Genomic DNA, 21158 nt, shown 5'->3' on the forward strand with positions numbered 1-21158 from the left:
AAGTGCGCGTGATCCGCACCCCGCTCCAGACGTTTCCCGAGAGTTGTATGTCCGACAAGGTTGTCACCCGTTTTGCCCCCTCGCCCACCGGCTATCTGCACATTGGCGGCGCGCGTACGGCGCTGTTCAACTGGCTCTATGCCAGGCACACCGGCGGTACGATGCTGCTGCGCATCGAGGACACCGACCGCGAGCGCTCCACCGATGCGGCGACGGCCGCCATTCTCGATGGGCTGACCTGGCTCGGCCTCTCCTGGGATGGCGGGGCGGTGTCGCAGTTCGAGCGCGCGCCGCGCCATCGCGAGGTGGCCGAGGAGCTGGTGCGCATGGGCAAGGCTTACTACAGCTACGAGACCCCCGCTGAGCTTGAGGCAATGCGCGAGGCGGCGCGGGCCAAGGGCCTGCCGCCGCGCTATGACGGAAGCTGGCGTGACCGCGACCCTTCGCAGGCGCCTCCCGGCGTCAAGGGCGCGATCCGCATCAAGGCGCCGACCAAGGGCGAGACGGTGGTGCATGACCGTGTCCAGGGCGACGTGCGCTTTCCCAACAAGGATCTGGACGACTTCATCATCCTGCGCTCGGACGGCAATCCGACCTACATGCATGCCGTCGTCGTCGACGACCACGACATGGGCGTCACCCACATCATCCGCGGCGACGACCACCTCACCAATGCCGCTCGCCAGACCGTGATCTACAACGCCATGGGCTGGGATGTGCCTTCAATGTCGCACATACCGCTGATCCACGGCGCCGACGGCGCCAAGCTGTCGAAGCGGCACGGCGCGCTGGGCGTGGAGGCCTACCGCGCCATGGGCTACCTGCCCGAAGCGCTGCTGAACTATCTGGCTCGGCTCGGCTGGAGCCACGGCGACGACGAGATCATGTCGATCCAGGACATGATCGCCTGGTTCGATATCGGCGACGTGAACAAGGGCGCCGCCCGCTTCGATTTCGCCAAGCTCGAGGCGCTAAACGGCGTACATATGCGCCGCATGGGCGATACCGAGCTGTTCGACATCTTCATCGCCACCCTGCCCTATCTCGAAGGCGGCCCGGCGATGGCCGCACGCCTCGACGAGAGGAACAGGGCGCAGTTGCTGGCAGCGCTGCCGGGACTGAAGGAGCGCGCCAAGACGCTGGTCGAACTCGTCGATGGCGCCGCCTTCCTGTTTGCCGCGCGGCCGTTGCCGATCGACGAGAAGGCAGCCCTGCTGCTCAATGACGATGCGCGCAAGGTCCTGCGTGGCGCTCACGACGCCCTCGAGGCGGTTTCAGGCGACTGGACGGCGGCCTCGGCTGAAGCCGCGATCCGCGACTATGCGACGGCCGGCGGCCACAAGCTCGGCGCCGTCGCCCAGCCCTTGCGCGCCGCCCTGACCGGCAAGAGCACCTCACCCGGCGTGTTCGACGTTCTCGCCGTGCTTGGTCGCGAGGAGAGCTTGGCGCGCATCGCGGATCAAATCGATTAGGAGCAATCTGGCCCAAGAAGATTGGCATTGAAAGGCGCGTTTCGCAGTGCAACATTGGGCCTTGGCCCAATCTGGCACGCACCCCCTAAAATGCGGTCGCGAATACGCGCATTCGGTGACTTCGACGTGTCGCTTTGCAGAATTTGCCTTTGCCGGCATGAGGAAACAAGAAGGAGTTTGCAATGACCGAAGCTGCGACAAGACGGGAACTGGGCGGCAAGACCCAGGAAGCCACCGCAAAGCTGGAATTCGCCGGCAAGACGCACGAATTCAAGGTGCGAAGTGGTTCGGTCGGGCCTGACGTCATCGATATCGCCACGCTCTACAGCACCACCGGCGCCTTCACCTACGATCCCGGCTTCACTTCGACGGCAAGCTGCGAGTCCGAGATCACGTTCATCGATGGCGACGCCGGCATCCTCCTGCATCGCGGCTATCCGATCGACCAGTTGGCCGAACATGGCGACTTCCTGGAAGTCTGCTATCTCCTGCTCTACGGCGAACTGCCGACCAAAGCGCAGAAGGACGATTTCGACTACCGCGTGACGCGCCATACCATGGTGCATGAGCAGATGTCGCGCTTCTTCACCGGTTTCCGCCGCGACGCGCATCCGATGGCGGTGATGTGCGGCGTGGTCGGCGCGCTGTCGGCCTTCTATCACGACTCCACCGATATATCCGACCCGTACCAGCGCATGGTGGCGTCGATGCGGCTGATCGCCAAGATGCCGACGATCGCGGCCATGGCCTACAAATACCATATCGGCCAGCCCTTCATTTATCCGAAGAACGAACTGAATTTCGCCGCCAACTTCCTGCACATGTGCTTTGCCGTGCCGTGCGAGGAATACAAGATCAACCCGGTCCTGGCGCGCGCGATGGAACGCATCTTCATCCTGCACGCCGACCATGAGCAGAACGCCTCGACCTCGACCGTGCGGCTCGCCGGCTCGTCGGGCGCCAATCCGTTTGCCTGCATCGCCGCCGGCATCGCCTGCCTGTGGGGTCCGGCGCATGGCGGCGCCAACGAAGCGGCGCTGAACATGCTGGGGGAGATCGGCCATGTCGATCACATTCCCGAATTCATCGCCCGCGCCAAGGACAAGGACGATCCGTTCCGGCTGATGGGTTTTGGCCACCGTGTCTACAAGAACTACGATCCGCGCGCCAAGATCATGCAGAAGACCGCGCACGAAGTGCTGGGCGAGCTCGGCATCAAGGACGATCCGCTGCTCGACATCGCCATGGAACTGGAGAAGATCGCGCTCACCGATCCCTACTTCATCGAGAAGAAGCTCTATCCCAATGTCGACTTCTACTCCGGCATCACGCTGAAGGCGCTGGGCTTCCCCACCACCATGTTCACCGTGCTGTTCGCCGTTGCCCGCACCGTCGGCTGGATCGCGCAGTGGAAGGAGATGATCGAGGATCCGCGCCAGAAGATCGGCCGCCCGCGCCAGCTCTACACCGGCGCACCCGAGCGAGACTACGTGCCGATCGCGAAGCGGTAAAATAAGGCAGTAGTGAGTAGTCAGTAGTCAGTAGTCAGTAGTCAGTAGGGAAAAAGAGCGGCATTTCCTACTCACTACTCACTACTCACTCCTTTGATATACCTCATCACCACCTGCGCGGCGATGTCGCCTGACGGCTTGGCGGTTGTCATGCGCCGCGCGATCTCGGCGAACCCGTCCTTCTGCCATCTGCGCATGCCTGTGTCGGCGAACAGCGCTTCGAGCTGGCGGGCCAGATTGTTCGGCTTGACATACTCGTTGTAGAATTCCGGGATCAGCGCCCGATCCGATATCAGATTGGGCAGCAGCGCCGACCAGACCGAAACGAGATATGGCGCCACGATGCGCGCAACAGGGTCAAGCCGGTAGCAGGAGATCATCGGCACATCGGACAGCGCCAATTCAAGCGAAACCGTGCCGGACGCGATCAGCGCCGCGTCGGCCTTGCCGAAGGCCTGCCACTTTCGCTCAGCGTCGAGGATGATCTCGGGCTTCTCGTCCCAGCGAGCGACCGCGGAGCGCACGACATCGGCGACATGCGGCACGGTCGGCAACATCAGCCGCAGGCGATGTCCGCGTGCCCGCAGCATCGACACGGTCTCCCCAAACGGCTCGAGCAGCCGCCGCACTTCGCTGCGCCGCGAGCCGGGCAGGACAAGCAGCGTCTTCAGGCGATCCGGCGAAAGATCCCGCGGTTGGGCCTGCGTCCTGGCTGCCGAGAGCACGCCCGCGTCATGGGTGAGGCGATGTCCGACATAGGTGCCTGGCGGTCCGCCGAGCCTGCCTAGCTCCTTCACCTCGAACGGCAGGATGCAGAGGATGTGGTCGACATAGGGCTTCATCGCCACCGCCCTGCCCGGCCGCCATGCCCAGACGCTGGGGCAGACATAGTGGATGATCGGGATGGACGGGTTGGCCGCGCGCACTTTCCTGGCCACGCGCAGCGAAAAGTCGGGACTATCGATGGTGATGAGGCAGTCGGGTTTCTCATCCGCGACCATCCTGGCCAGCTGTCCGATCCGCCGCATCAGCCTTGGCAGGTCGCGCAGGATGGCGCTGAAGCCCATGAGCGCGATCTCGCCGGCGTCGAACGGCGAGACCAGCCCGAGCGCCTGCAGATGACGGCCGCCGAGACCGACGATCTGCACCTCGCGGCCCGTCGACTGCTTGATCGAGCGCACGATGTCGGCGCCAAGCAGGTCGCCGGATTCCTCGCCGGCCACGATTGCGATCTTCAGCGCCTTGTCAGCCATGCGCCGGCTCCGCCGCTGGCAGCCCGACGATGAACAGGCCCAGCGCGTTCGCCCGCGACAGCGTGGCGGGTCCCTCCAGGATCAGCGAGCGCCCCGCTTCGACGGCAATGCCGGCAAGCCCCGCCGCATGGGCTGCTTCCACCGTCTGCGGTCCGATCGACGGCAGGTCGGCCCGCAGCTCCTGGCCGGGTTTGGCGCATTTGACCAGCACCCCGCGGGTCTTTCCGGCAAGCCTGCCATGGCCACGCAGCGCGCGCGCTCTTTCGAGCAGGCCGCTCGTGCCCTCAATGCCTTCCAGCGCGATCGCCCGGCCTCCGATCGCAATCGCCGCCTGCCCGATATCGAGCGCGCCGATGGCCTTGGCGGCCAGCCTGGCCGCCTCGATGTCACGCCAGTCGGATTGTTTTGGTTCCGCCGCGGTCAACGTGCCTTCGCCGGCCGCCAGTTCGGGAACGACCTCATGCGCGCCGACAACTTTGATGCCCCGCTTCTCCAGGCCGCGTGTCACCACCTTCAAAAGTCCGTCGTCGCCGCGCGCCAGCGCCATGATCACCGACGGCACGATCGCCAGCAAGCCGAGGCTAGGACGGATGTCGGTCAGCCGGGGCCTGCGTTTGATTTCGCCGGCAAGGACCACATGAGTTATGCCGTGGCGCTTCAGCGTCGCCACCAGTGAACCGATCTGCTCGAGGGCGAGGCTGTCGTGTTCGTATCGGAGCAACTCCTGCTGGCGGTCGGCCTCACCTTCCATCAAGAGGATGAAAGGCGGGTAGCCATGCCCGGCCAGGCCTTGCGCGACTTCCACCGGCAGGCTGCCGCCGCCGGCGACGATGCCGACCCTGGCTCCCGGCGAGAGAACGAAATCCGCTGCAGCCGCCTCAGTCTTCGTCATCGCCGTCATCGCCATCGCTCCCCTTGAGCGATGGCACAGCATAGTGCCGCTTGCCGCGACTGGAGATGAAATCGATGATCTTCATGGCGGTCGGTGACGTGGCGAATTCCGCCTTGGCGAGTTCGATGTTCTCGCCGACGGTGCGCGAGCGGTCGAATATTGTCTTATAGACCCTGCGCAGCAGATAGATCTCGGATCTTGGCAGGCCGGAGCGCTTCAGCCCGATGATGTTGAGGCCGCGCAGGCTGGCCCGATTTCCCGCCGCCATGGCATAGGGAATGACATCACCAACAAAAGCCGAGCACCCGCCAAGAAAAGCGTTGTCGCCTACCCGCACGAATTGATGAACGGCGCTGAGACCGCCGATATAGACGTTGTCGCCGATTTCGCAGTGTCCGCCCAGCGTCGCGCCGTTGGCGAAGGTGGCGTTCTTGCCGACGACGCAGTCATGGGCGATGTGGGCGTAGGCGAGAAAATTACCATTGTCGCCGACCGTCGTTTCGCCGCGGCTGGTATCGGTGCCGACATGCATGGTCACGCCTTCGCGAATGGTGCAATTCTCGCCGATGACGAGCGTGGTGCGGCCCCCCTTATGCTTGGTGTTCTGCGGCGGCCCCCCCAGTATCGCCATCGGATAGACCTTGGTCGACGCGCCGATCGTCGTCGCGCCGATCACCGAGACATGGCTGACCAGTTCGACGCCGTCGCCGATCACGGCATCTGCGCCGACATAGCAGAGCGGTCCTATGCGAACGTCCTGGCCGATTTGAGCGCCTTCCTCCACGACGGAAGAAGGATGGATGGATGTGTTGATTTTCATAAGCATTCGATTTGTCAGTCGCCGGTGACCATCATGGCTGAAATCTCGGCCTCGGCGGCCTTGTTGCCGTCGACCAGGGCTTCACAGGCGAATTTGAGCAGGTTGCCGCGTTTCTTGATTTTCTTGACATGGATCTTCAACTGATCGCCGGGAACGACCGGTTTGCGGAACTTGGCGTTGTCGATGGTCAGGAAATAGACCAGCGACGGCTTTTCAGTGCGAAGACTGCGGATGCAGATGGCGCCGGCAGTCTGTGCCATCGCCTCGACGATGAGCACGCCCGGCATGACCGGCTGCTCCGGGAAATGACCCTGAAAATGCGGCTCGTTTATGGTCACGTTCTTGATGCCGGTAGCGGATTCGTCGCCATCGATGTCGACGATCCGGTCGATCATCAGGAACGGATAGCGATGCGGCAGGAGCTTCATCAGCGCCAATATGTCGACTGCTTCCAGCGTCGTCGCCGCGGTCATGTCAGCCATTGCTCCCCTCGCCCTGTTTGCGGGTCCTGGCGAGCTTGCGCAGCATGGCTATCTCGCGCATGGCTTCCGCCATCGGCTGTGCCGGATAGCCGCCCCAGATCTCGCCCGCGGGCACATTGCTCATGAATCCGCTTCTCGCGGCAAGCTTCGCTCCCGACCCGATGGTCAGGTGATCCGCAAGCCCGACGCCGCCGCCCATGGTGACATTGTCGCCCACGACGACGGAACCGGAGATACCCGAAAGCCCGGCCACGATACAGTTGCGGCCAATGCGGACGTTATGCGCGATCTGCACGAGATTGTCGATCTTGGTGCCTTGGCCGATGATCGTGTCGGACATGGCGCCGCGGTCGACGGTGGAATTGGAACCGATCTCGACGTCGTCCTGGATGATGACGCGGCCGATCTGCGGAACACGTTCCGGTCCCTTGGCACCGGCAACGAAGCCAAAGCCGTCCTGGCCGATCCGGGCGCCGCCATGGATGATGACGCGGTTGCCGATCAAGGCATACTGGACGCTGGCGCCCGGGCCGATATAGCCGTCCCGCCCGATCTGGCAGGAGCGGCCGATGACGGCATGAGGCGCAATGACGGTGCCGGCGCCAATGGACACTGCCGGACCGATCACCGCCCCGGCTTCGACGACAGCACCTTCCTCGACATGTGCGCTCGGATCGACATGGGCATGCGGCGAGATGCCGGTTTCACCGGTCATCGGCCCCGGTGTCGCCGCTGTCGGAAACAGCAGTCGTCCGACCAGCGCGAATGCCTGTTGCGGACGAGGATGTACAAGGACGGCGATGGCGGCAGGCGCCTTGCCGGCGAACTCCGCCGGGCACAGCACAGCGGCCGCCCGCAGCGACGGCATCAGCACGGAATTGCGTTTGCCATCGACGAAAACGAGTGCATTCTCGCCGCCTTCGTTGGCAGGCGCCAGCGCGTCGATGAAAACGCCGGACTGGCCGGAATCGACAAGCACCGAGCCGGTCAGATTCGCGACTTCGCCCGCCGTATACCGGCGTGATGGCGCGAAGAACACCGGATCGGTCATTCCAGAAGCTATATCCAGCTAGATCGGAACATTTTCTCCCGGATCTCAACGACCCGGGAGCATCGTCATCCGCCGGTCAGAAGCGGGTCGATATGCCGAAGTTGAATTCCTGCACGTCGTCCCTCGCTTCTTTCTTGACCGGGATCGCATAGTCGATACGGATCGGGCCGAACGGCGAAGCCCACATCAGGCCGACACCGACGGAGGCGCGCCATTTCATGCCCACGGATGATTGGTCAACCAAATCATTGGCAACCTTGCTGCCATAGAGTGTTGCCGCGTCTGCAAAGACCGCGCCGCGCAGACCGAAGCTTTCTGGAACGACCGGCAGCGGGAATTGAGCCTCTGCCGACGCGTTGAAATAAGTGGTGCCGCCAAGGTGGTCACCCGCACCGTCGCTGTCGACTGGGCCGATGCCGCCATAAGCGAAACCGCGGATCATGCGATCGGTGCTCTGGAAGTGATCGAAGATGCGGAGATCGCCGTCGCCGCCGTAGCCTTCGACATGGCCTGCGCCGCCGGAAATGAGGCCGACAAGATCGAACTGCTCGGACAGCGTCTGATAGACGCTGCCGCGTCCGGTGACCTTCACGAACTTGGCGTCACCACCGAGGCCGGCCACTTCAACCGTGGAGGTGGCATAGATACCCTCATGCGGGTTCTTCATGTCGTCGATGGTGTTGTAGACCAGTCCCAGGCTGACCGACGACTTGATCCACGGGCTTTGCTCGATGCCATCCAACACGGCTCGGGAAATATCGCAGTTGCCGCTGGGATCTACATCGGTGGCATCGCAACCGTCGTCTACCTCATACTTCTCCCGGGAGATATTGTACGCCAGCTGGGTCGAGATGCTGTCGGTGATCGGCAGACCGAAGCGCACCGTCGCGCCCACAGTATCGCTGTCGTAGTCGTCGTATTCCCTGGTCCGCTTGTAGATATCGAAGCCGGCGGCGATACGACGCCCGAGGAAATACGGCTCGGTGAACGAAAGGCTGTAATCGCGCGAGTTCTTGCCGCCACCCGCCGACACCTTGATGAATTGGCCGCGGCCGAGGAAGTTGCGCTCGGTGATCGATCCTTCGACGGACGGACCGGCGGTGTCGCCACCGGTCGAATAGCCGGCGCCGACCGAGAACTCGCCGGTCGACTTTTCGACCACATCGACCACCAGCACGACCTGGTCCGGCGCCGAGCCGGGAACCGTCGAAACCTCGACTTTGTCAAAGTAATTGAGATCTTCCAGCCGCTTCTTCGCGCGCTGGATCAGCACCTGGTTGAACGCGTCGCCTTCGCTGACGTCGAACTCGCGGCGGATGACATAGTCGCGTGTGCGGTCGTTGCCGCGGATCTCGATACGCTCGACATAGGCCTTGGTGCCCTGGTCGATGGTGTAGACCACCGAAATCGTATGATTCTCGAAATTGCGGTCGCCACGCGGCGTCACCTGCGCGAAGGCGTAGCCAGAGCCGGCCACCTTCTCGGTCAGGGCAATGATGGTGTCCTCGACGTTCTTGGCGTTGTAGACGTCGCCCTTATGGGTCTCGACCACCGATTCAAGCGCCTTCGAGTCGACTTCCGGAATCGTGCTTTCGACGCTGATGTCGCCGAACGTATAACGCTCGCCTTCCTGGACTGTTATGGTGACCGTGTACTTGTTGGTCGCGTTGTCGAGTTCGCCGACAGCGGATACGACCTGGAAGTCGGCATAGCCGTGATTGTAGTAGAAGCGCCGCAGCAGCTCCTGGTCGGCGCGCAGCTTGTCGTCGTCATAGACGTCGTCGCGCAGGATGAACGAAACCCAGGACGAGCGCTTGGTCGAGATCACATCTGACAGGCGGCGGCTCGAATAGGCGCTGTTGCCGACGAAATTGATCGCCGCGATCTGCGTGCGATCACCTTCATTGACATGGAAGACCACGTTCACGCGGTTGTCGCCGAGCTGCATGACCTCGGTGGTTACGGCGGCATCGTCTCGGCCGATACGCCTGTAGGCGGCCTTGACCGACTCTACATCGGCGTCGAGCGCCGCCTGCGAGAACGTGCCGCGCGGCTTCAACTGTACGGCAGCCGCAAGCGCGTTGTCCTTGAGCTTCTTGTTGCCCTGGAACAGCACCTGGTTGACGACCTGGTACTCGGAAACCTTGACCACCAACGTCGAACCGACCTGATTGATCTGCACATCCGAGAACAGCCCGGTGCCGAACAGCGCCTTGACCGCGCTGTCGATATCGGAGCTGGAGAAGGATTTGCCCGGCTTGATGGTGATGTAATTGCGGATGGTATCGGCGTCGACACGTTGGTTGCCGCTCACCTCCACCCTGCTGACGACAGCGGCTTCGGCCGCCGATGTGGCAACGAACTGCACTGCGAGCGCACCTGGCACGACCAAAGCCGCGGACAGGGCTGCCGCGGAAGCGGCGCTCAAAAACTTGGATGCTGCCTTCATCGGGCTTAATAACCTTTTCTCGTAGTCCCCACGGCGAGAAAACCGGACGTGCGGTAATTTCCCGTACCGTATTAACCGGATTTTCCCTACACGCAAGGCTTCTGGTTAATTTGTATTTACTTAACCCTGGTGCGTGGCTTTCGCGTCACTCATATCCCCGTGCATGGTAAACGGCGTCTCAACATCGACCATGCCGAAGCCAAATTTCTTCATGATTTCAGCACCCAAACAGATCGTTCCAGAATACGAAAGCCATGAAGCCCAAAACCAGAAGCAGACCGGCCCGATAGGCCATTTCCATCATCCGTTCCGACACCGGCCGTCGGATGACGGCCTCCACCCCGTAGAACAGGAGATGGCCGCCGTCGAGGGGGGGAATCGGCAAAAGATTGAGGATGCCGATGCCCACGGACAGCAGCGCAACAAGCTGCACGAGCCATTCGAAGCCGAGCTTCGCCGCCTTGCCGGCCATGTCCGCGATCTTCACCGGGCCGCCGAGCTGGCACTTGTCCTCGCGCCCGACGACGAAGCGCTGCAGGAACTGGCCGGTGCGCTGGATGACGTGCCCGGTTTCCTCGACCGCCGCGGTAAACGCGCCGGCGGGGCTATAGGTGATCAGCCTGGGTTGGCCGAGTTCCTTGTTGTTGACGACGCCGATCACGGCCACCTTGACCTTGTTGCCGAGCGCGTCCTGCTGCTCCATCAGCTGCGGCGTGGCAGTCACGGTCACTTCCTTGCCGTCGCGCAGCATGACGAAGGTGATGCTGTCGCCGGCCCGGCCCGAAACCAGGCGCTGGACGTCACCGAAGGTGTCGATCTTGCTGCCGTCGACGCTGACGAATCGGTCGCCGGGCAGGATGCCGGCCTTTGCCGCCGGGCTGCCGGCGGTCACCTCGGCCACCATGGGTTCCGCCACGTAGCGGCCATAAGCCGAAAACAGCACCGAAAAGACGACGATCGTCAGCAGGAAATTGAACAGCGGCCCGGCCACCACCGTCGCCGCCCGCTTCCAGATCGGCTGGGTGTGAAAGGCGACCTTGCGTTCCGCGTCGGTCAGCGTTTCGATCTCTTCCGTCGACGGCTGGCTGGAGGTGGCGTTCATGTCGCCGACGAATTTGACATAGCCGCCAAGCGGTATGGCGCAGAGCTTCCAGCGCGTGCCCTGCCTGTCGTTGAAGCCGAAGAGTTCCGGGCCGAAACCGATCGAAAAGGCCCTGACGCCGATGCCGCACCAGCGGCCGACGAGATAGTGGCCCATTTCGTGGACGAACACGACCACGGTCAGCACGAACAGGAAGGGCACGAGCGTGCCGAGAAGGAAGCCTTCCATGCCGAAGATCGCGTGAAGAATCTCGTTCAACTCAAGCCCTCAGTTCTTCCGCGACATCGTTGCGCCGCGACTGTGACATCAATCCAGGCGAATCCAAGGCGCGCCCGCATCGATCGTGGAACGATGCCGCTCAAATGGGAAACAGCCCCTGTGCCGGCTGATCGGCGCCCGCCGCAATCCAGCCGATGACGTATAGGGCGAAAGCCGCCGCGACAAGCCCGTCGACACGGTCCATGACGCCGCCATGGCCCGGAATGAGCGCGCCCGAATCCTTGCGGCCGTGGCGGCGCTTGACCCAGGATTCCAGGAGGTCGCCAGCCTGGGAGACGATTGAAAGCGCGAGCGCGACGAGACCGAGCATTGCCAGGTTGCCCGCACCGGCGGCGGCGGCCAGGATGAGCCCCGCGACGACCCCACCCACGGCGCCGCCGAGTGCGCCGCTCCGTGTCTTGCCGGGAGAGATGGACGGCGCCAGCCTCGGGCCACCGACGGCCCGGCCGACGAAATAGGCAAAGATGTCGGTCGCCCAGACCACCGCGAACAGGAACAGGATGGCGACGAGACCGGAATGGTCGCCGTCACGCAGCAGCGCAAGGGAAAGACCCGAGACGGCTGCATAGGCAAGGCCGGACGCATCCCACTGCCCGGCCCCGCGCAGTTGGGCGGCGATGGCCGTGACGGCGACCAGTGCAGCCACCAGCAGCAGCAGCCACAAGGCTGGCAGGCCGGCGATCAGGGCGACGAGGAACACCAGCAGCAGCGCTTCCGGCAAAAAACCCAGCCCGGTCGTCCCGGAGGGGCGGGACATGCGCGTCCATTCATAGAAGATCACCGCGGAAATCGCGGCTGAAAGCAGTCGGAACGGCAGGCCGCCGAGCCAGGTCAGGCCAAGCGTCGCGATGGCAAGCACGACCCCCGAAAGGACGCGAAGCTGAAGATTGCTCATCCCGCGGCCGGTCGCGAAGCGACGTCCTGCGGGCCCAGTCCGCCGAAACGGCGTTCGCGGCCGGCAAATTCGCGCAAGGCTTCGGCGAGGTGCTCACGGCTGAAGTCGGGCCAATAGCAAGGCAGGAAAACAAGCTCGCTATAGGCAGCCTGCCATAGAAGAAAATTGGAAAGGCGAAGCTCACCGCTGGTGCGTATGACCAGTTCGGGATCGGGAATGCCTTGTGTGTCGAGGCAGCCGGCAAAGGATTCGGCGGTGATCGCCTCGCTGTCGAGTTCGCCGCGCGCGACGGCCGAGGCAAGTTTGCGCGCCGTGCGCACGATCTCGTCGCGTCCGCCATAGTTGAAGGCGATGATCAACGTCAGCGCTTCGTTGGCCGACGTCAGCGCTTCGGCTTCTTCCAGCAGGAGCCTGATATCGGGCTGCAGCCCTACCCTGTCGCCGATGATCCTGACGCGTACGCCGCTGCGGTGCAGTTCGGCGAGATCGCGGCGAATGAACAACTTCAACAGGCCCATCAGGTCGCTGACTTCGGATTTCGGCCGCGACCAGTTTTCCGAAGAGAAGGCATAGACAGTCAGGTAGGAAATGCCGAGATCGGGCGCGGCGCGCACCGTCTTGCGCAGTGCCTCTACGCCCGCGCGATGGCCGGCGAGCCGCGGCATGCCGCGCGCCTTGGCCCAGCGTCCGTTTCCATCCATGATGATCGCGACATGCGCGGGCGTTGCCATGATCTCGCTTTCGGGCCAGCCGCCGGCCAGACCCTAAACCTGCATGATTTCAGCTTCCTTGTCGGAAAGCAGGTGGTCGATGGTGCTGATCGTTTCGTCGGTAAGCTTCTGGACCTGGTCGGAGCGCTTGCGCTGATCGTCTTCGCTGATAACGCCGTCCTTCTCCGCTTTCTTCAGGAAGTCCATGCCGTCGCGGCGCACATGGCGCGCTGCGACACGGGCGTTCTCGGCGTAGCCATGCGAGATCTTGACGAGTTCCTTGCGGCGCTGCTCGTTGAGTTCCGGCAGCGGAATCCTGAGATTGGTGCCGTCCACGATAGGATTGAAGCCCAGATTGGATTCGCGGATGGCGCGATCGACCGCGCCCACCATCGACTTGTCCCAAATCGACACCGAAATCATGCGCGGCTCAGGCACCGTGACATTGGCCACCTGGTTGATCGGCATGCTGGTGCCATAGGCCTGCACCTGGATAGCGTCGAGCAGATTGCTGGAAGCGCGACCGGTCCGCAGCGAAGCCAGGTCATGCTTGAACGCGGCGATTGCCCCATCCATGCGCCGCTTGAGATCGTCGTACTCACCACTCATTTTAGTCTCCTCGACCCGTCTGACGCGGGTTCACTGCTTTCGGGGCACGGCCCCGTGTTCGAGCCTGATTTCGAAACCGGTTTTCGCCTTTTTCTGCGATCAGGCCCCGGATCAATCGTCCGCGACGACCGTGCAGCGGCCGCCGCCCCTCAGAATATCGCCGAAACCACCTTTTTCGTGGATCGAATAGACGATTATCGGAATGTTGTTTTCGCGCGCAAGTGCAATCGCAGCCGTATCCATGATGGAAAGCCCGCGATTTATCACTTCGGCATGGCTGATGCGCTCGAAACGCGTCGCGTTCGGGTCCTTCTTCGGGTCGGCAGAATAGACGCCGTCGACCTGTGTGCCCTTGAACAGCGCGTCGGCGCCGATTTCAGCGGCGCGAAGTGCCGCGGCCGAATCAGTGGTGAAGAATGGATTGCCAGTGCCGCCGGCAAAGATCACCACCTTGCCCTGGTTCATGTAGGCGGTTGCCTGGCGCTGTGAAAAGCTCTCGCAAAGCTCAGGCATGGCGATCGCGGAAAGAACCACCGCATCGACGCCGATCTTGTTCAGCGAAGTGCGCAGCGCCAGCGAATTGATGACGGTGGCGAGCATGCCCATATGGTCGCCGGTGACGCGGTCGCCACCCTTGGAGGCAACCGCCACACCGCGAAAGATATTGCCGCCGCCGATAACCACGCCGACCTCGATGCCCAGCGCGCGGGCTTCGGCGATGTCGCCGGCGATGCGGTCGACGACCGAGACGTCGATGCCGAAATGCTGTTCGCCCATCAACGCTTCACCAGACGCCTTCAGCAAGACACGTCGGTAGAGGGGCTTCACCGTCATCTGGTCCTCGTCATTTGCATGTGGTGCGCCCGGGCGTGGCCACCCCCTTCGCGCAGGCGCCGCCCCCGAACAATGGCGCGATGCCGAGTTCCGATACACGAAGGGCGCCACGATGTCACGCAGCGCCCGACGGCAAATGGCGGCCGGCGCCAGCGGATCGATTAGCTGGTGGAGACGCTGGCCGCCTCGCCTTCGACAAGCACCGGCAATGCGTAGCCCGAGGGCTTATCGCCGGTCGTCGCGCCCCCGGTGACGCGCGCTTGTATCTGCGATCCGAAATAGGAATAGGGAAACGGTGCGGGAGTTCTGCTGACCGAATCCAGCCGGTCGCGAAGCGCGGCTGGGATCTCGAAGTCCAACGCCCCGAGATTGTCCTGCATCTGCTCGAGCTTCGTTGCGCCGAGAATGACGGTGGCAATGCCCGGCTGTGTCGCCACCCAGTTGAGTGCGACCTCGGCCATGCCGCGACCAAGTTCGGCCGCGACCTTCTCGAGTTCGGCCACGATCGCCCAGTTGCGCTCGGTGAATTTCTGGAAGCCCGGATGCGTCGAGTTGCGGAACCCGTCGAGCCGGCCGGCATTGCCGGCCTGCATCGGCCGGTATTTGCCGCTGAGCAGGCCATTGGCCAGCGGGCTCCAGACCATGATGCCGGCGCCATGGCGCGTGCCGAAAGGCACGAACTCGTTTTCGATCGTGCGCTCGGCGAGCGAGTATTCCAGTTGCAAGGCCGAGACCGGCTCATAGCCGCGCAATTCGGCGATCGCCTGCGCCCGAGCCGCGTACCATGCGGGCACGTCGGACAGGCCGACATGGCGTATCTTGCCCGCACGCACGAGGTCGTCCAGCGTGCGCATGACCTCCTCGGCCGGCGTCAGCCTGTCCCAGACATGCAGGAGATAGAGGTCTATATACTCTGTACCCAACCGCTTCAGTGAAGCGTCGACCGCCCGCATGATGTTCTTGCGCCCGTTGCCGCCGGCATTCGGATTGCCGGGCTCGGTGTTCATCGTGAATTTGGTGGCGATCACCGCTCTGTCGCGCAGGCCGCGCTCGGATACGAACTCGCCCAGCCAGGTTTCGGCGGTGCCGCCGGTATAAAGATCGGCGGTATCGAAGAAATTGCCGCCGGCCTCAACATAGGCGTCGAATATGGCGCGGGCGGTCTCCCTGTCCGCTCCCCAACCCCATTCGGTGCCGAATGTCATCGTACCCAGCGCCAGCCGGCTGACGCGCAGGCCGCTGTTGCCTAGAGTATAGTAATTCATGGTCATGATATTGTTCCCATTCTGATCCGCAGGATGCCCGCCGTTCACCGGCCGGGCGTGGTCTTCACCCAGGGGTTGCCGCGCTCATGCGTCATGCGGAATATGAAGCCATCCACCTTCCAGCCGGCGTCGGAACGGATGAAATGGTGCTCGTATGTGCCCCAGACTTCCCAGAGCGGATCGCCATTGCCTTCCATGCGGTTCCAGGCATAGCCGTTCGACAGGACGATCGCTGTGTCCGCTTCGAGAACGACCTGGTGATTGGTGCGCAGATGCAGGCTGGTCTTGCTGCCCTTGAGGTTGCCGGCCCAGGCGCCGATCAGGTCGTCGGAGGCAATGTTGGCCGCCGGCTGTCCGGACAGGCTGCTGAAATCAGCGGTAACCCGATCCGCGAAATAGCTGCGGGCAAGCTTCCAGTCCTGTGCATCGACGGCGCGGTCGATGGCATCGGCGATGCGGATGACCGCGCGCTCGTCGGCAAGCGCATGCCAGTCCGCCGGTTCGGCGCCGCCAGCATCGATCGGCGCCAGCGCCAATCCTGCGGCGAAGGTCACATGTTTCAAAGCGTTCATGTCTCGTCTCCTGGAAATCAGCCTGCCCGCTGTATCTGGGACAATGTGGATCAACGCGCCGCCGTCGATAAGATTGCATTGTTCGCAAAGACTATGCGATATCATTCATGAATGGACCGGGACCTGCTCACCCACCTGCCCGTCATCGTTGCCGTGGCGCGACGGGGCGGCTTCGCGCTTGCCGCGGCCGAGCTCGGCATGAGCCCGTCGGCGGTCAGCCATGCGGTGCGGCTGGTGGAAGAACGCATCGGCCAGCCGCTGTTTGCGCGCACGACACGTAGCGTCTCGCTGACAGAAGCCGGCAAGGCACTGGTGGAGACAGCGGGCCCTGCCCTTCAGGACATCGCGGAGCGGATGGACCGCATCCGCGGCGTCAAGGGACGGCCTTCCGGTCTGCTCAGGATCAATGCCTCCAACATCGCGATCCCTTTGGCGGTGACGCCTGTGCTCGCAGCCATGGCTGATCGCTATCCGGATGTGACGGTCGAGGTTTTCGCCGATCAAGCCCTGGTCGATGTCGTCAGGGAAGGTTTTGACGCCGGCATCAGGCTGGGCGAGATGATCGCGCAGGACATGACCGCCATACGGCTGACGGAGCCCTTCAAGGCCGTGCTGGTCGCCTCGCCGGACTATATCGGAAAGCGCGGCCGTCCACGCGACGTGGCCGACCTCGAGAACCATAATTGCATAGGCTACAGGCTTGTCCGCTCCGGCGCGCTCTATCGTTGGGATTTGAACGATAACGGCAAGGATATCGTGGTCGAGACGCGTGGCACCGCCGTCGTGACCGATTCGCTGGCGGCGATCGATCTTGCACTTGCGGGGGTCGGGCTCGCCTATGTGTTCGAGCCGCTGGTACGCGCCGATCTTGCCGCCGGACGCCTCGTCCAGATCCTGCCAAAGACGGCAATCGAGGAACCTGGCCTTTTCCTTTACTTTCCGCGCCGGGCGTCGATGGCGCCGAAGCTGAGGGCCTTCATCGACACCGCACAGGAAATCGGCCGGGCATCCAAGCGGACACCCGGCCGAGTTGCCTGAGCTGTTCTGCCGTACTTGGTCTTCGGGCTATTTCTTGACCGCCGCCGCGACTTCCGCCGCGAAATCGGTCGCTTCCTTCTCGATGCCTTCGCCGAGCGCGAAACGCAGATAGGCCGAGATCTTGGCCGGAGCGCCAATCTCCTTTTCGGCATCCTTCAGCGCCTTCTCGACGGTGATGTCGGGATTGAGCACGAAGGCCTGCTTCAGGAGCACGACTTCCTCGTAGAACTTGCGCAGGCGGCCCTCGACCATTTTCTCGATGATCGCCTCCGGCTTTCCGGACTGGCGCGCCTGGTCGGCGAAGATCGCCTTCTCGCGCTCGACCGCCGCGGGATCGAGTTCCTCGGTGGTCAGCGCCATCGGGTTGGTGGCGGCGACATGCATGGCGACCTGGCGGGCGAATGCATTGGCGGCGTGCTCGTTGCCCGTGGTCTCGATGGCGACCAGGACGCCGAGCTTGCCAAGGCCGTCGGCAACCGCGTTGTGAACATAGGTCGCGACGGCGCCGTGCGGAACGGTGAGCTTGGCCGAACGGCGAAAGCCCATGTTCTCGCCGATGGTGCCGACGGCATCCTTGATCGTGTCGGTGACCGACTTGTCCGAACCCGGGTACTTCGCGGCAGCCACGGCCTCGCTCGTGCCATAGGCCAGAGCCACCTTGGCGACGTTGGCGACGATCTCCTGGAAGGCGGCGTTGCGGGCGACGAAGTCGGTCTCGGAATTGACCTCGACGACCGCGGCCTCGCGCACGCCGGAATCGACGCCGATCAGGCCCTCGGCCGCGGTGCGGCCTGCCTTCTTGTCGGCCTTGGAGATGCCCTTTTTGCGCAGCCAGTCGACGGCCTCTTCCATGTTGCCGTTGGTCTCGTTCAACGCCGCCTTGCAGTCCATCATGCCCGCGCCGGTCAAGTCGCGGAGTTCTTTGACCTGTGCAGCCGAAATGCTCATTGTCGCCTCTTTGTTCAAATGCGCCGACGCACCATCGAATCTCGACGGTGCGTCCGTTTAACGCGTCAAAATATTAGAAAGATGAAGGCCGTGACCGGCCTTCGCTATCACGCTTCCGGAGTTTCCGCCGCCGGCGTTTCGCCGAGCACCGGCTCGACCGGAGCTTCCACCGAAGCGCCGATGTCGACGCCGAGCGCGCCCTGCTGGCGGGCGATGCCGTCGATGGCAGCCTTGGCGATCAGGTCGCAATAGAGCTGGATGGCGCGCGCGGCGTCATCATTGCCCGGGATCGGAAAGTCGATCTTGTCCGGATCGCAGTTGGAATCGATGATCGCCACGACCGGAATGCCAAGACGCTTGGCCTCGAGGATGGCGATCGCCTCCTTGTTGGTGTCGATCACGAACATCAGGTCGGGCGTCGAGCCCATGTCCTTGATGCCGCCGAGAGCCTTGTCGAGCTTCTCGCGCTCGCGGTCGAGGTTGAGGCGCTCCTTCTTGGTCAACCCTTGCGCCTCGCCGGCCAGCATCTCGTCGAGCTTGCGCAGGCGCTGGATCGAGTTCGAGATCGTCTTCCAGTTGGTCAGCATGCCGCCGAGCCAACGCGAGTTGACATAGTACTGGGCCGAACGCTGCGCGGCATCGGCGACGATGTCGGACGCCTGGCGCTTGGTGCCGACGAACAGCACGCGGCCGCCCTTGGCGACGGTGTCGGAAACCTGCTTCAGCGCCTGGTACAGCAACGGCACCGTTTGGCTGAGGTCGATGATGTGGATGTTGTTGCGGGCGCCGTAGATATAGGGCGCCATCTTTGGGTTCCAGCGGTGGGTCTGGTGGCCGAAGTGAATGCCAGCTTCCAAAAGCTGGCGCATGCTGAAATCAGGCAGAGCCATTCTCATTTTCCTTTCCGGTTAGCCTCCACGGACACAGGCATTTTCGGACGAAGTCCTCGATGCCACCGGAGGTTTCAGCCGGATTTCTCCCGGGCAGACACCAAAGTCCGTGTGTGGAATGAGCGCGCATATAGAGGGGAAGTGCTCTAAACGCAAGCGCGACGACACATTGCGGCGCGCCTGCGGCGATCCGCGCGTGCTTCAACGCTTTATCTTACCCTTTGGCACCCTCACCCGCCGGAAGATCGCGACGATCTCCTCGCGGCTGCACTCGATGGCGCCAAGCCGCACCGCGCGGTCGCGTTCGAAACCGGTTATGTCATAATGCGGCGCCGATGTCTTCGGCGGCCCCTGGTAGGATGAGCGCTTGATGCCGAGTTGCGCGGCGAAACGATGCAGTTCATCGGTGTCGTCGGCCATCAGATGGCACCAGCGGTGACCAACCCATTTCCAGATCGCCGCGTCGACATAAACCGCCATGAGGCTCGCCGCATTCCTTCTTTCGCCGACCGGTGGTCCGCGACGAGCGATGATAGAAGGGATTCGCACAGAAGATGAAGCGGCTGGCGGCCTCGAGAAGATGAGAAGCGGCCGCGGCGCCTTCAAGCCGTGGACCGCGACGGCGCTGCGTCGAGGCAAATCGAAGCTTATTTCGTCGGGCAGGCCTTCGTCTGGTCGAACAGCGACAGATTGACCAGCTTGCCGGTCATGGAGAAATCGCCATAGTCCATGGTTAGATCGCGGGTGATGCCGTTCTCGTGCAGCTTGAAGCTGATCCGGTATTCCGGCGTCTCTTCTCCGTTCTTGGCACTGTCGTCGAAATAGGCGATGTCGACCGGCCAGTATTTGTCGGTAGCGAGCTTGGCCAGCGCCGGCGCTTCCGGATCGGCCTTGTCGGCATCGGTCCTCTTGCCGACGACGACGGTGGTGGACATCACCTTGTTGGCGTCCTCGGAACCGTCGAACAGATTGGTTTGATAGAAGTTTTCACCCTTCTCGGCCTTGTCTATCAATTCGACCAGATGCTGGGTCGGAAACTGGGTGGCGGCAAGTTCCAGGCTGCTCTTCTCGGGCTTATCGATGTCGACCTTCAGCCCTTTCGTTTCCTTCGTGGCGACGCCCTTGACCTCCTTGTCGAGGTTCTGGTCGACAAAGGATTTGGTCACGAACGAGAAGGTCTTGCCTTCGGCGTCTTCGAATGTCGTCGTCTGCTGGTCGGTCAGCTTGGTGTTGTCGCTGGTGGCGATCTGGGTGACAAAGCGGAATTTCACCGTATAGCCTTCGCAGGCCGACCCGTTGAATTCATAGACCATGCGGCCGGTAATGCCGGTGATGCCGGAGCGGTCGTCCGCCTTCTTGAGCGTAAGATCGTAAACGGCGCGATGCGCCTGCAGCGCCGGCACGGCGAAAGCGGGACCTATCGAAAAGACCGCCGGCAACAGGACGGCATGGAATGCAAGGCGCGTTGCGCGCATGAGAGGCTCCGATCGTCGCGGCTGATGGCAGGCCGCAGGGAAAGATGGTCCAGCTTAAAAAAAGTCGTGGCGGAAGCGAGGCAAAAATAGCAATTTCGGCCCGGCTGACGCGGCGCCTTCCAGCAATAGGGAAAAGCAATGAGTGAAACAATCGAAAAGCGGCTAAACGACCTCGGGGTCACCATTCCCGCGGCCGCGGCGCCTGCCGCCAATTACGTGCCGCATTGCAGGACCGGAAATCTGCTTTTCACCGCCGGACAGTTGCCGCTCAAGGACGGCAAGCTGCAGGCGAGCGGACTGCTTGGCCGCGACGTCGACACAGCAACCGGCAAGGAAGCGGCAAGATACTGCGCGATCAACATTCTGGCGCAGGCCAAGGCAGCACTTGGCGATCTCGAGAAGATACGCCGGCTGGTCAAGATCACCGTCTTCGTCGCCTCCGCGCCGGATTTCGTCGAGCAGCATCTGGTCGCCAACGGCGCCTCCGATTTCCTGGTGGCGGCGCTCGGCGAGCGCGGCAAGCATGCCCGTTCCGCCGTCGGCACGGCTTCGCTGCCGCTTAATGCCGCCGTGGAAATCGAAGCGATCTTCGAAGTCGAGTGAGCGAGCCT

General features: G+C 62.9%; 21 protein-coding genes. 4 read left to right on the top strand and 17 right to left on the bottom strand.

Annotated features, from left to right (window positions below; all coding sequences use genetic code 11):
• The first annotated feature begins 47 nt into the window (after nucleotides 1-47).
• The gene (gene gltX, locus LB566_RS12695; RefSeq protein ID WP_224624639.1) at nucleotides 48-1472 is read left to right on the top strand and encodes a glutamate--tRNA ligase; all 1425 of its coding nucleotides are present in this window, start codon (nucleotides 48-50) and stop codon (nucleotides 1470-1472) included.
• Between the two features lie 182 nt (nucleotides 1473-1654).
• The gene (gene gltA / locus LB566_RS12700; RefSeq protein ID WP_140498678.1) at nucleotides 1655-2983 is read left to right on the top strand and encodes a citrate synthase; all 1329 of its coding nucleotides are present in this window, start codon (nucleotides 1655-1657) and stop codon (nucleotides 2981-2983) included.
• A gap of 74 nt (nucleotides 2984-3057) precedes the next feature.
• On the opposite strand, the gene lpxB is transcribed toward gltA, so the two are convergent.
• The 13 genes from lpxB to LB566_RS12765 all read right to left on the bottom strand — a co-directional run bounded on the left by lpxB (nucleotide 3058) and on the right by LB566_RS12765 (nucleotide 16196).
• Nucleotides 3058-4236 carry a lipid-A-disaccharide synthase gene (lpxB, locus tag LB566_RS12705; protein WP_224624640.1) on the bottom strand — a complete coding sequence of 393 codons (1179 nt, stop codon included), beginning with the start codon at nucleotides 4234-4236 and terminating at the stop codon, nucleotides 3058-3060.
• Entirely contained in the window at nucleotides 4229-5128 is a 900-nt protein-coding gene (locus tag LB566_RS12710) for an LpxI family protein (RefSeq protein ID WP_411910475.1), read from the bottom strand. The genes lpxB and LB566_RS12710 overlap by 8 nt, the downstream gene beginning before the upstream one ends.
• Complete coding sequence (gene lpxA / locus LB566_RS12715) at nucleotides 5115-5948, bottom strand: acyl-ACP--UDP-N-acetylglucosamine O-acyltransferase (RefSeq protein WP_224624642.1); 834 nt, start codon at nucleotides 5946-5948, stop codon at nucleotides 5115-5117. The genes LB566_RS12710 and lpxA overlap by 14 nt, the downstream gene beginning before the upstream one ends.
• Nucleotides 5949-5962: 14 nt before the next feature.
• Entirely contained in the window at nucleotides 5963-6430 is a 468-nt protein-coding gene (fabZ, locus tag LB566_RS12720) for a 3-hydroxyacyl-ACP dehydratase FabZ (protein ID WP_140548369.1), read from the bottom strand.
• A complete protein-coding gene (gene lpxD / locus LB566_RS12725) occupies nucleotides 6423-7481 on the bottom strand; it encodes a UDP-3-O-(3-hydroxymyristoyl)glucosamine N-acyltransferase (protein WP_140548367.1) in 1059 nt (352 codons plus the stop codon). Before lpxD ends, fabZ begins: the two co-directional genes overlap by 8 nt.
• A gap of 76 nt (nucleotides 7482-7557) precedes the next feature.
• Entirely contained in the window at nucleotides 7558-9930 is a 2373-nt protein-coding gene (gene bamA / locus LB566_RS12730; RefSeq protein WP_224624643.1) for an outer membrane protein assembly factor BamA, read from the bottom strand.
• A gap of 217 nt (nucleotides 9931-10147) precedes the next feature.
• The gene (gene rseP / locus LB566_RS12735; protein ID WP_224624644.1) at nucleotides 10148-11290 is read right to left on the bottom strand and encodes an RIP metalloprotease RseP; all 1143 of its coding nucleotides are present in this window, start codon (nucleotides 11288-11290) and stop codon (nucleotides 10148-10150) included.
• A gap of 100 nt (nucleotides 11291-11390) precedes the next feature.
• On the bottom strand, nucleotides 11391-12206 hold the full coding sequence (locus tag LB566_RS12740; protein ID WP_224624645.1) for a phosphatidate cytidylyltransferase: 816 nt from the start codon (nucleotides 12204-12206) through the stop codon (nucleotides 11391-11393).
• Nucleotides 12203-12937 carry an isoprenyl transferase gene (locus LB566_RS12745; protein ID WP_224624646.1) on the bottom strand — a complete coding sequence of 245 codons (735 nt, stop codon included), beginning with the start codon at nucleotides 12935-12937 and terminating at the stop codon, nucleotides 12203-12205. The genes LB566_RS12740 and LB566_RS12745 overlap by 4 nt, the downstream gene beginning before the upstream one ends.
• Before the next feature lie 33 nt (nucleotides 12938-12970).
• Nucleotides 12971-13525 carry a ribosome recycling factor gene (gene frr / locus LB566_RS12750; protein ID WP_224624647.1) on the bottom strand — a complete coding sequence of 185 codons (555 nt, stop codon included), beginning with the start codon at nucleotides 13523-13525 and terminating at the stop codon, nucleotides 12971-12973.
• A 111-nt stretch (nucleotides 13526-13636) separates the two neighbouring features.
• Nucleotides 13637-14359 carry a UMP kinase gene (gene pyrH / locus LB566_RS12755; RefSeq protein ID WP_140498986.1) on the bottom strand — a complete coding sequence of 241 codons (723 nt, stop codon included), beginning with the start codon at nucleotides 14357-14359 and terminating at the stop codon, nucleotides 13637-13639.
• A 161-nt stretch (nucleotides 14360-14520) separates the two neighbouring features.
• The gene (locus LB566_RS12760; RefSeq protein WP_224624648.1) at nucleotides 14521-15630 is read right to left on the bottom strand and encodes an aldo/keto reductase; all 1110 of its coding nucleotides are present in this window, start codon (nucleotides 15628-15630) and stop codon (nucleotides 14521-14523) included.
• A 38-nt stretch (nucleotides 15631-15668) separates the two neighbouring features.
• Complete coding sequence (locus LB566_RS12765) at nucleotides 15669-16196, bottom strand: nuclear transport factor 2 family protein (protein WP_224624649.1); 528 nt, start codon at nucleotides 16194-16196, stop codon at nucleotides 15669-15671.
• A 111-nt stretch (nucleotides 16197-16307) separates the two neighbouring features.
• Between LB566_RS12765 and LB566_RS12770 the strand changes: the two genes are divergently transcribed.
• Complete coding sequence (locus LB566_RS12770) at nucleotides 16308-17234, top strand: LysR family transcriptional regulator (RefSeq protein WP_224624650.1); 927 nt, start codon at nucleotides 16308-16310, stop codon at nucleotides 17232-17234.
• 27 nt (nucleotides 17235-17261) lie between these two features.
• Here the strand turns inward: LB566_RS12770 and tsf are convergent, their stop codons facing one another.
• The 4 genes from tsf to LB566_RS12790 all read right to left on the bottom strand — a co-directional run bounded on the left by tsf (nucleotide 17262) and on the right by LB566_RS12790 (nucleotide 20547).
• On the bottom strand, nucleotides 17262-18182 hold the full coding sequence (gene tsf / locus LB566_RS12775) for a translation elongation factor Ts (RefSeq protein ID WP_140498706.1): 921 nt from the start codon (nucleotides 18180-18182) through the stop codon (nucleotides 17262-17264).
• A 107-nt stretch (nucleotides 18183-18289) separates the two neighbouring features.
• Nucleotides 18290-19072: a 30S ribosomal protein S2 gene (rpsB, locus tag LB566_RS12780; RefSeq protein WP_224624651.1), complete on the bottom strand. Its 783-nt coding sequence runs from the start codon at nucleotides 19070-19072 to the stop codon at nucleotides 18290-18292.
• Between the two features lie 201 nt (nucleotides 19073-19273).
• On the bottom strand, nucleotides 19274-19552 hold the full coding sequence (locus LB566_RS12785) for a DUF4031 domain-containing protein (protein WP_140548351.1): 279 nt from the start codon (nucleotides 19550-19552) through the stop codon (nucleotides 19274-19276).
• Between the two features lie 167 nt (nucleotides 19553-19719).
• Nucleotides 19720-20547: a cell envelope integrity EipB family protein gene (locus LB566_RS12790; protein ID WP_140548349.1), complete on the bottom strand. Its 828-nt coding sequence runs from the start codon at nucleotides 20545-20547 to the stop codon at nucleotides 19720-19722.
• Nucleotides 20548-20685: 138 nt separating this feature from the next.
• Here LB566_RS12790 and LB566_RS12795 point away from each other — a divergent pair, with 138 nt between their 5' ends.
• A complete protein-coding gene (locus tag LB566_RS12795) occupies nucleotides 20686-21150 on the top strand; it encodes a RidA family protein (protein ID WP_140548347.1) in 465 nt (154 codons plus the stop codon).
• Nucleotides 21151-21158: the final 8 nt, after the last annotated feature.

This window comes from Mesorhizobium sp. CA13, from assembly GCF_020165235.1.
GTDB lineage: Bacteria > Pseudomonadota > Alphaproteobacteria > Rhizobiales > Rhizobiaceae > Mesorhizobium.

Bases quoted from the DNA above. Each gene is read 5' to 3' on its own strand.
- LB566_RS12745 (WP_224624646.1), bottom strand. From the start codon at position 12,937: ATGGCAACGCCCGCGCATGTCGCGATCATCATGGATGGAAACGGACGC.
- LB566_RS12710 (WP_411910475.1), bottom strand. From the start codon at position 5,128: ATGACGAAGACTGAGGCGGCTGCAGCGGATTTCGTTCTCTCGCCGGGA.
- tsf (WP_140498706.1), bottom strand. From the start codon at position 18,182: ATGAGCATTTCGGCTGCACAGGTCAAAGAACTCCGCGACTTGACCGGC.
- LB566_RS12765 (WP_224624649.1), bottom strand. From the start codon at position 16,196: ATGAACGCTTTGAAACATGTGACCTTCGCCGCAGGATTGGCGCTGGCG.
- LB566_RS12790 (WP_140548349.1), bottom strand. From the start codon at position 20,547: ATGCGCGCAACGCGCCTTGCATTCCATGCCGTCCTGTTGCCGGCGGTC.
- fabZ (WP_140548369.1), bottom strand. From the start codon at position 6,430: ATGGCTGACATGACCGCGGCGACGACGCTGGAAGCAGTCGACATATTG.
- lpxA (WP_224624642.1), bottom strand. From the start codon at position 5,948: ATGAAAATCAACACATCCATCCATCCTTCTTCCGTCGTGGAGGAAGGC.
- LB566_RS12785 (WP_140548351.1), bottom strand. From the start codon at position 19,552: ATGGCGGTTTATGTCGACGCGGCGATCTGGAAATGGGTTGGTCACCGC.
- bamA (WP_224624643.1), bottom strand. From the start codon at position 9,930: ATGAAGGCAGCATCCAAGTTTTTGAGCGCCGCTTCCGCGGCAGCCCTG.
- LB566_RS12770 (WP_224624650.1), top strand. From the start codon at position 16,308: ATGGACCGGGACCTGCTCACCCACCTGCCCGTCATCGTTGCCGTGGCG.
- gltA (WP_140498678.1), top strand. From the start codon at position 1,655: ATGACCGAAGCTGCGACAAGACGGGAACTGGGCGGCAAGACCCAGGAA.
- lpxB (WP_224624640.1), bottom strand. From the start codon at position 4,236: ATGGCTGACAAGGCGCTGAAGATCGCAATCGTGGCCGGCGAGGAATCC.
- rpsB (WP_224624651.1), bottom strand. From the start codon at position 19,072: ATGGCTCTGCCTGATTTCAGCATGCGCCAGCTTTTGGAAGCTGGCATT.
- lpxD (WP_140548367.1), bottom strand. From the start codon at position 7,481: ATGACCGATCCGGTGTTCTTCGCGCCATCACGCCGGTATACGGCGGGC.
- LB566_RS12760 (WP_224624648.1), bottom strand. From the start codon at position 15,630: ATGACCATGAATTACTATACTCTAGGCAACAGCGGCCTGCGCGTCAGC.
- LB566_RS12740 (WP_224624645.1), bottom strand. From the start codon at position 12,206: ATGAGCAATCTTCAGCTTCGCGTCCTTTCGGGGGTCGTGCTTGCCATC.
- gltX (WP_224624639.1), top strand. From the start codon at position 48: ATGTCCGACAAGGTTGTCACCCGTTTTGCCCCCTCGCCCACCGGCTAT.
- pyrH (WP_140498986.1), bottom strand. From the start codon at position 14,359: ATGACGGTGAAGCCCCTCTACCGACGTGTCTTGCTGAAGGCGTCTGGT.
- frr (WP_224624647.1), bottom strand. From the start codon at position 13,525: ATGAGTGGTGAGTACGACGATCTCAAGCGGCGCATGGATGGGGCAATC.
- LB566_RS12795 (WP_140548347.1), top strand. From the start codon at position 20,686: ATGAGTGAAACAATCGAAAAGCGGCTAAACGACCTCGGGGTCACCATT.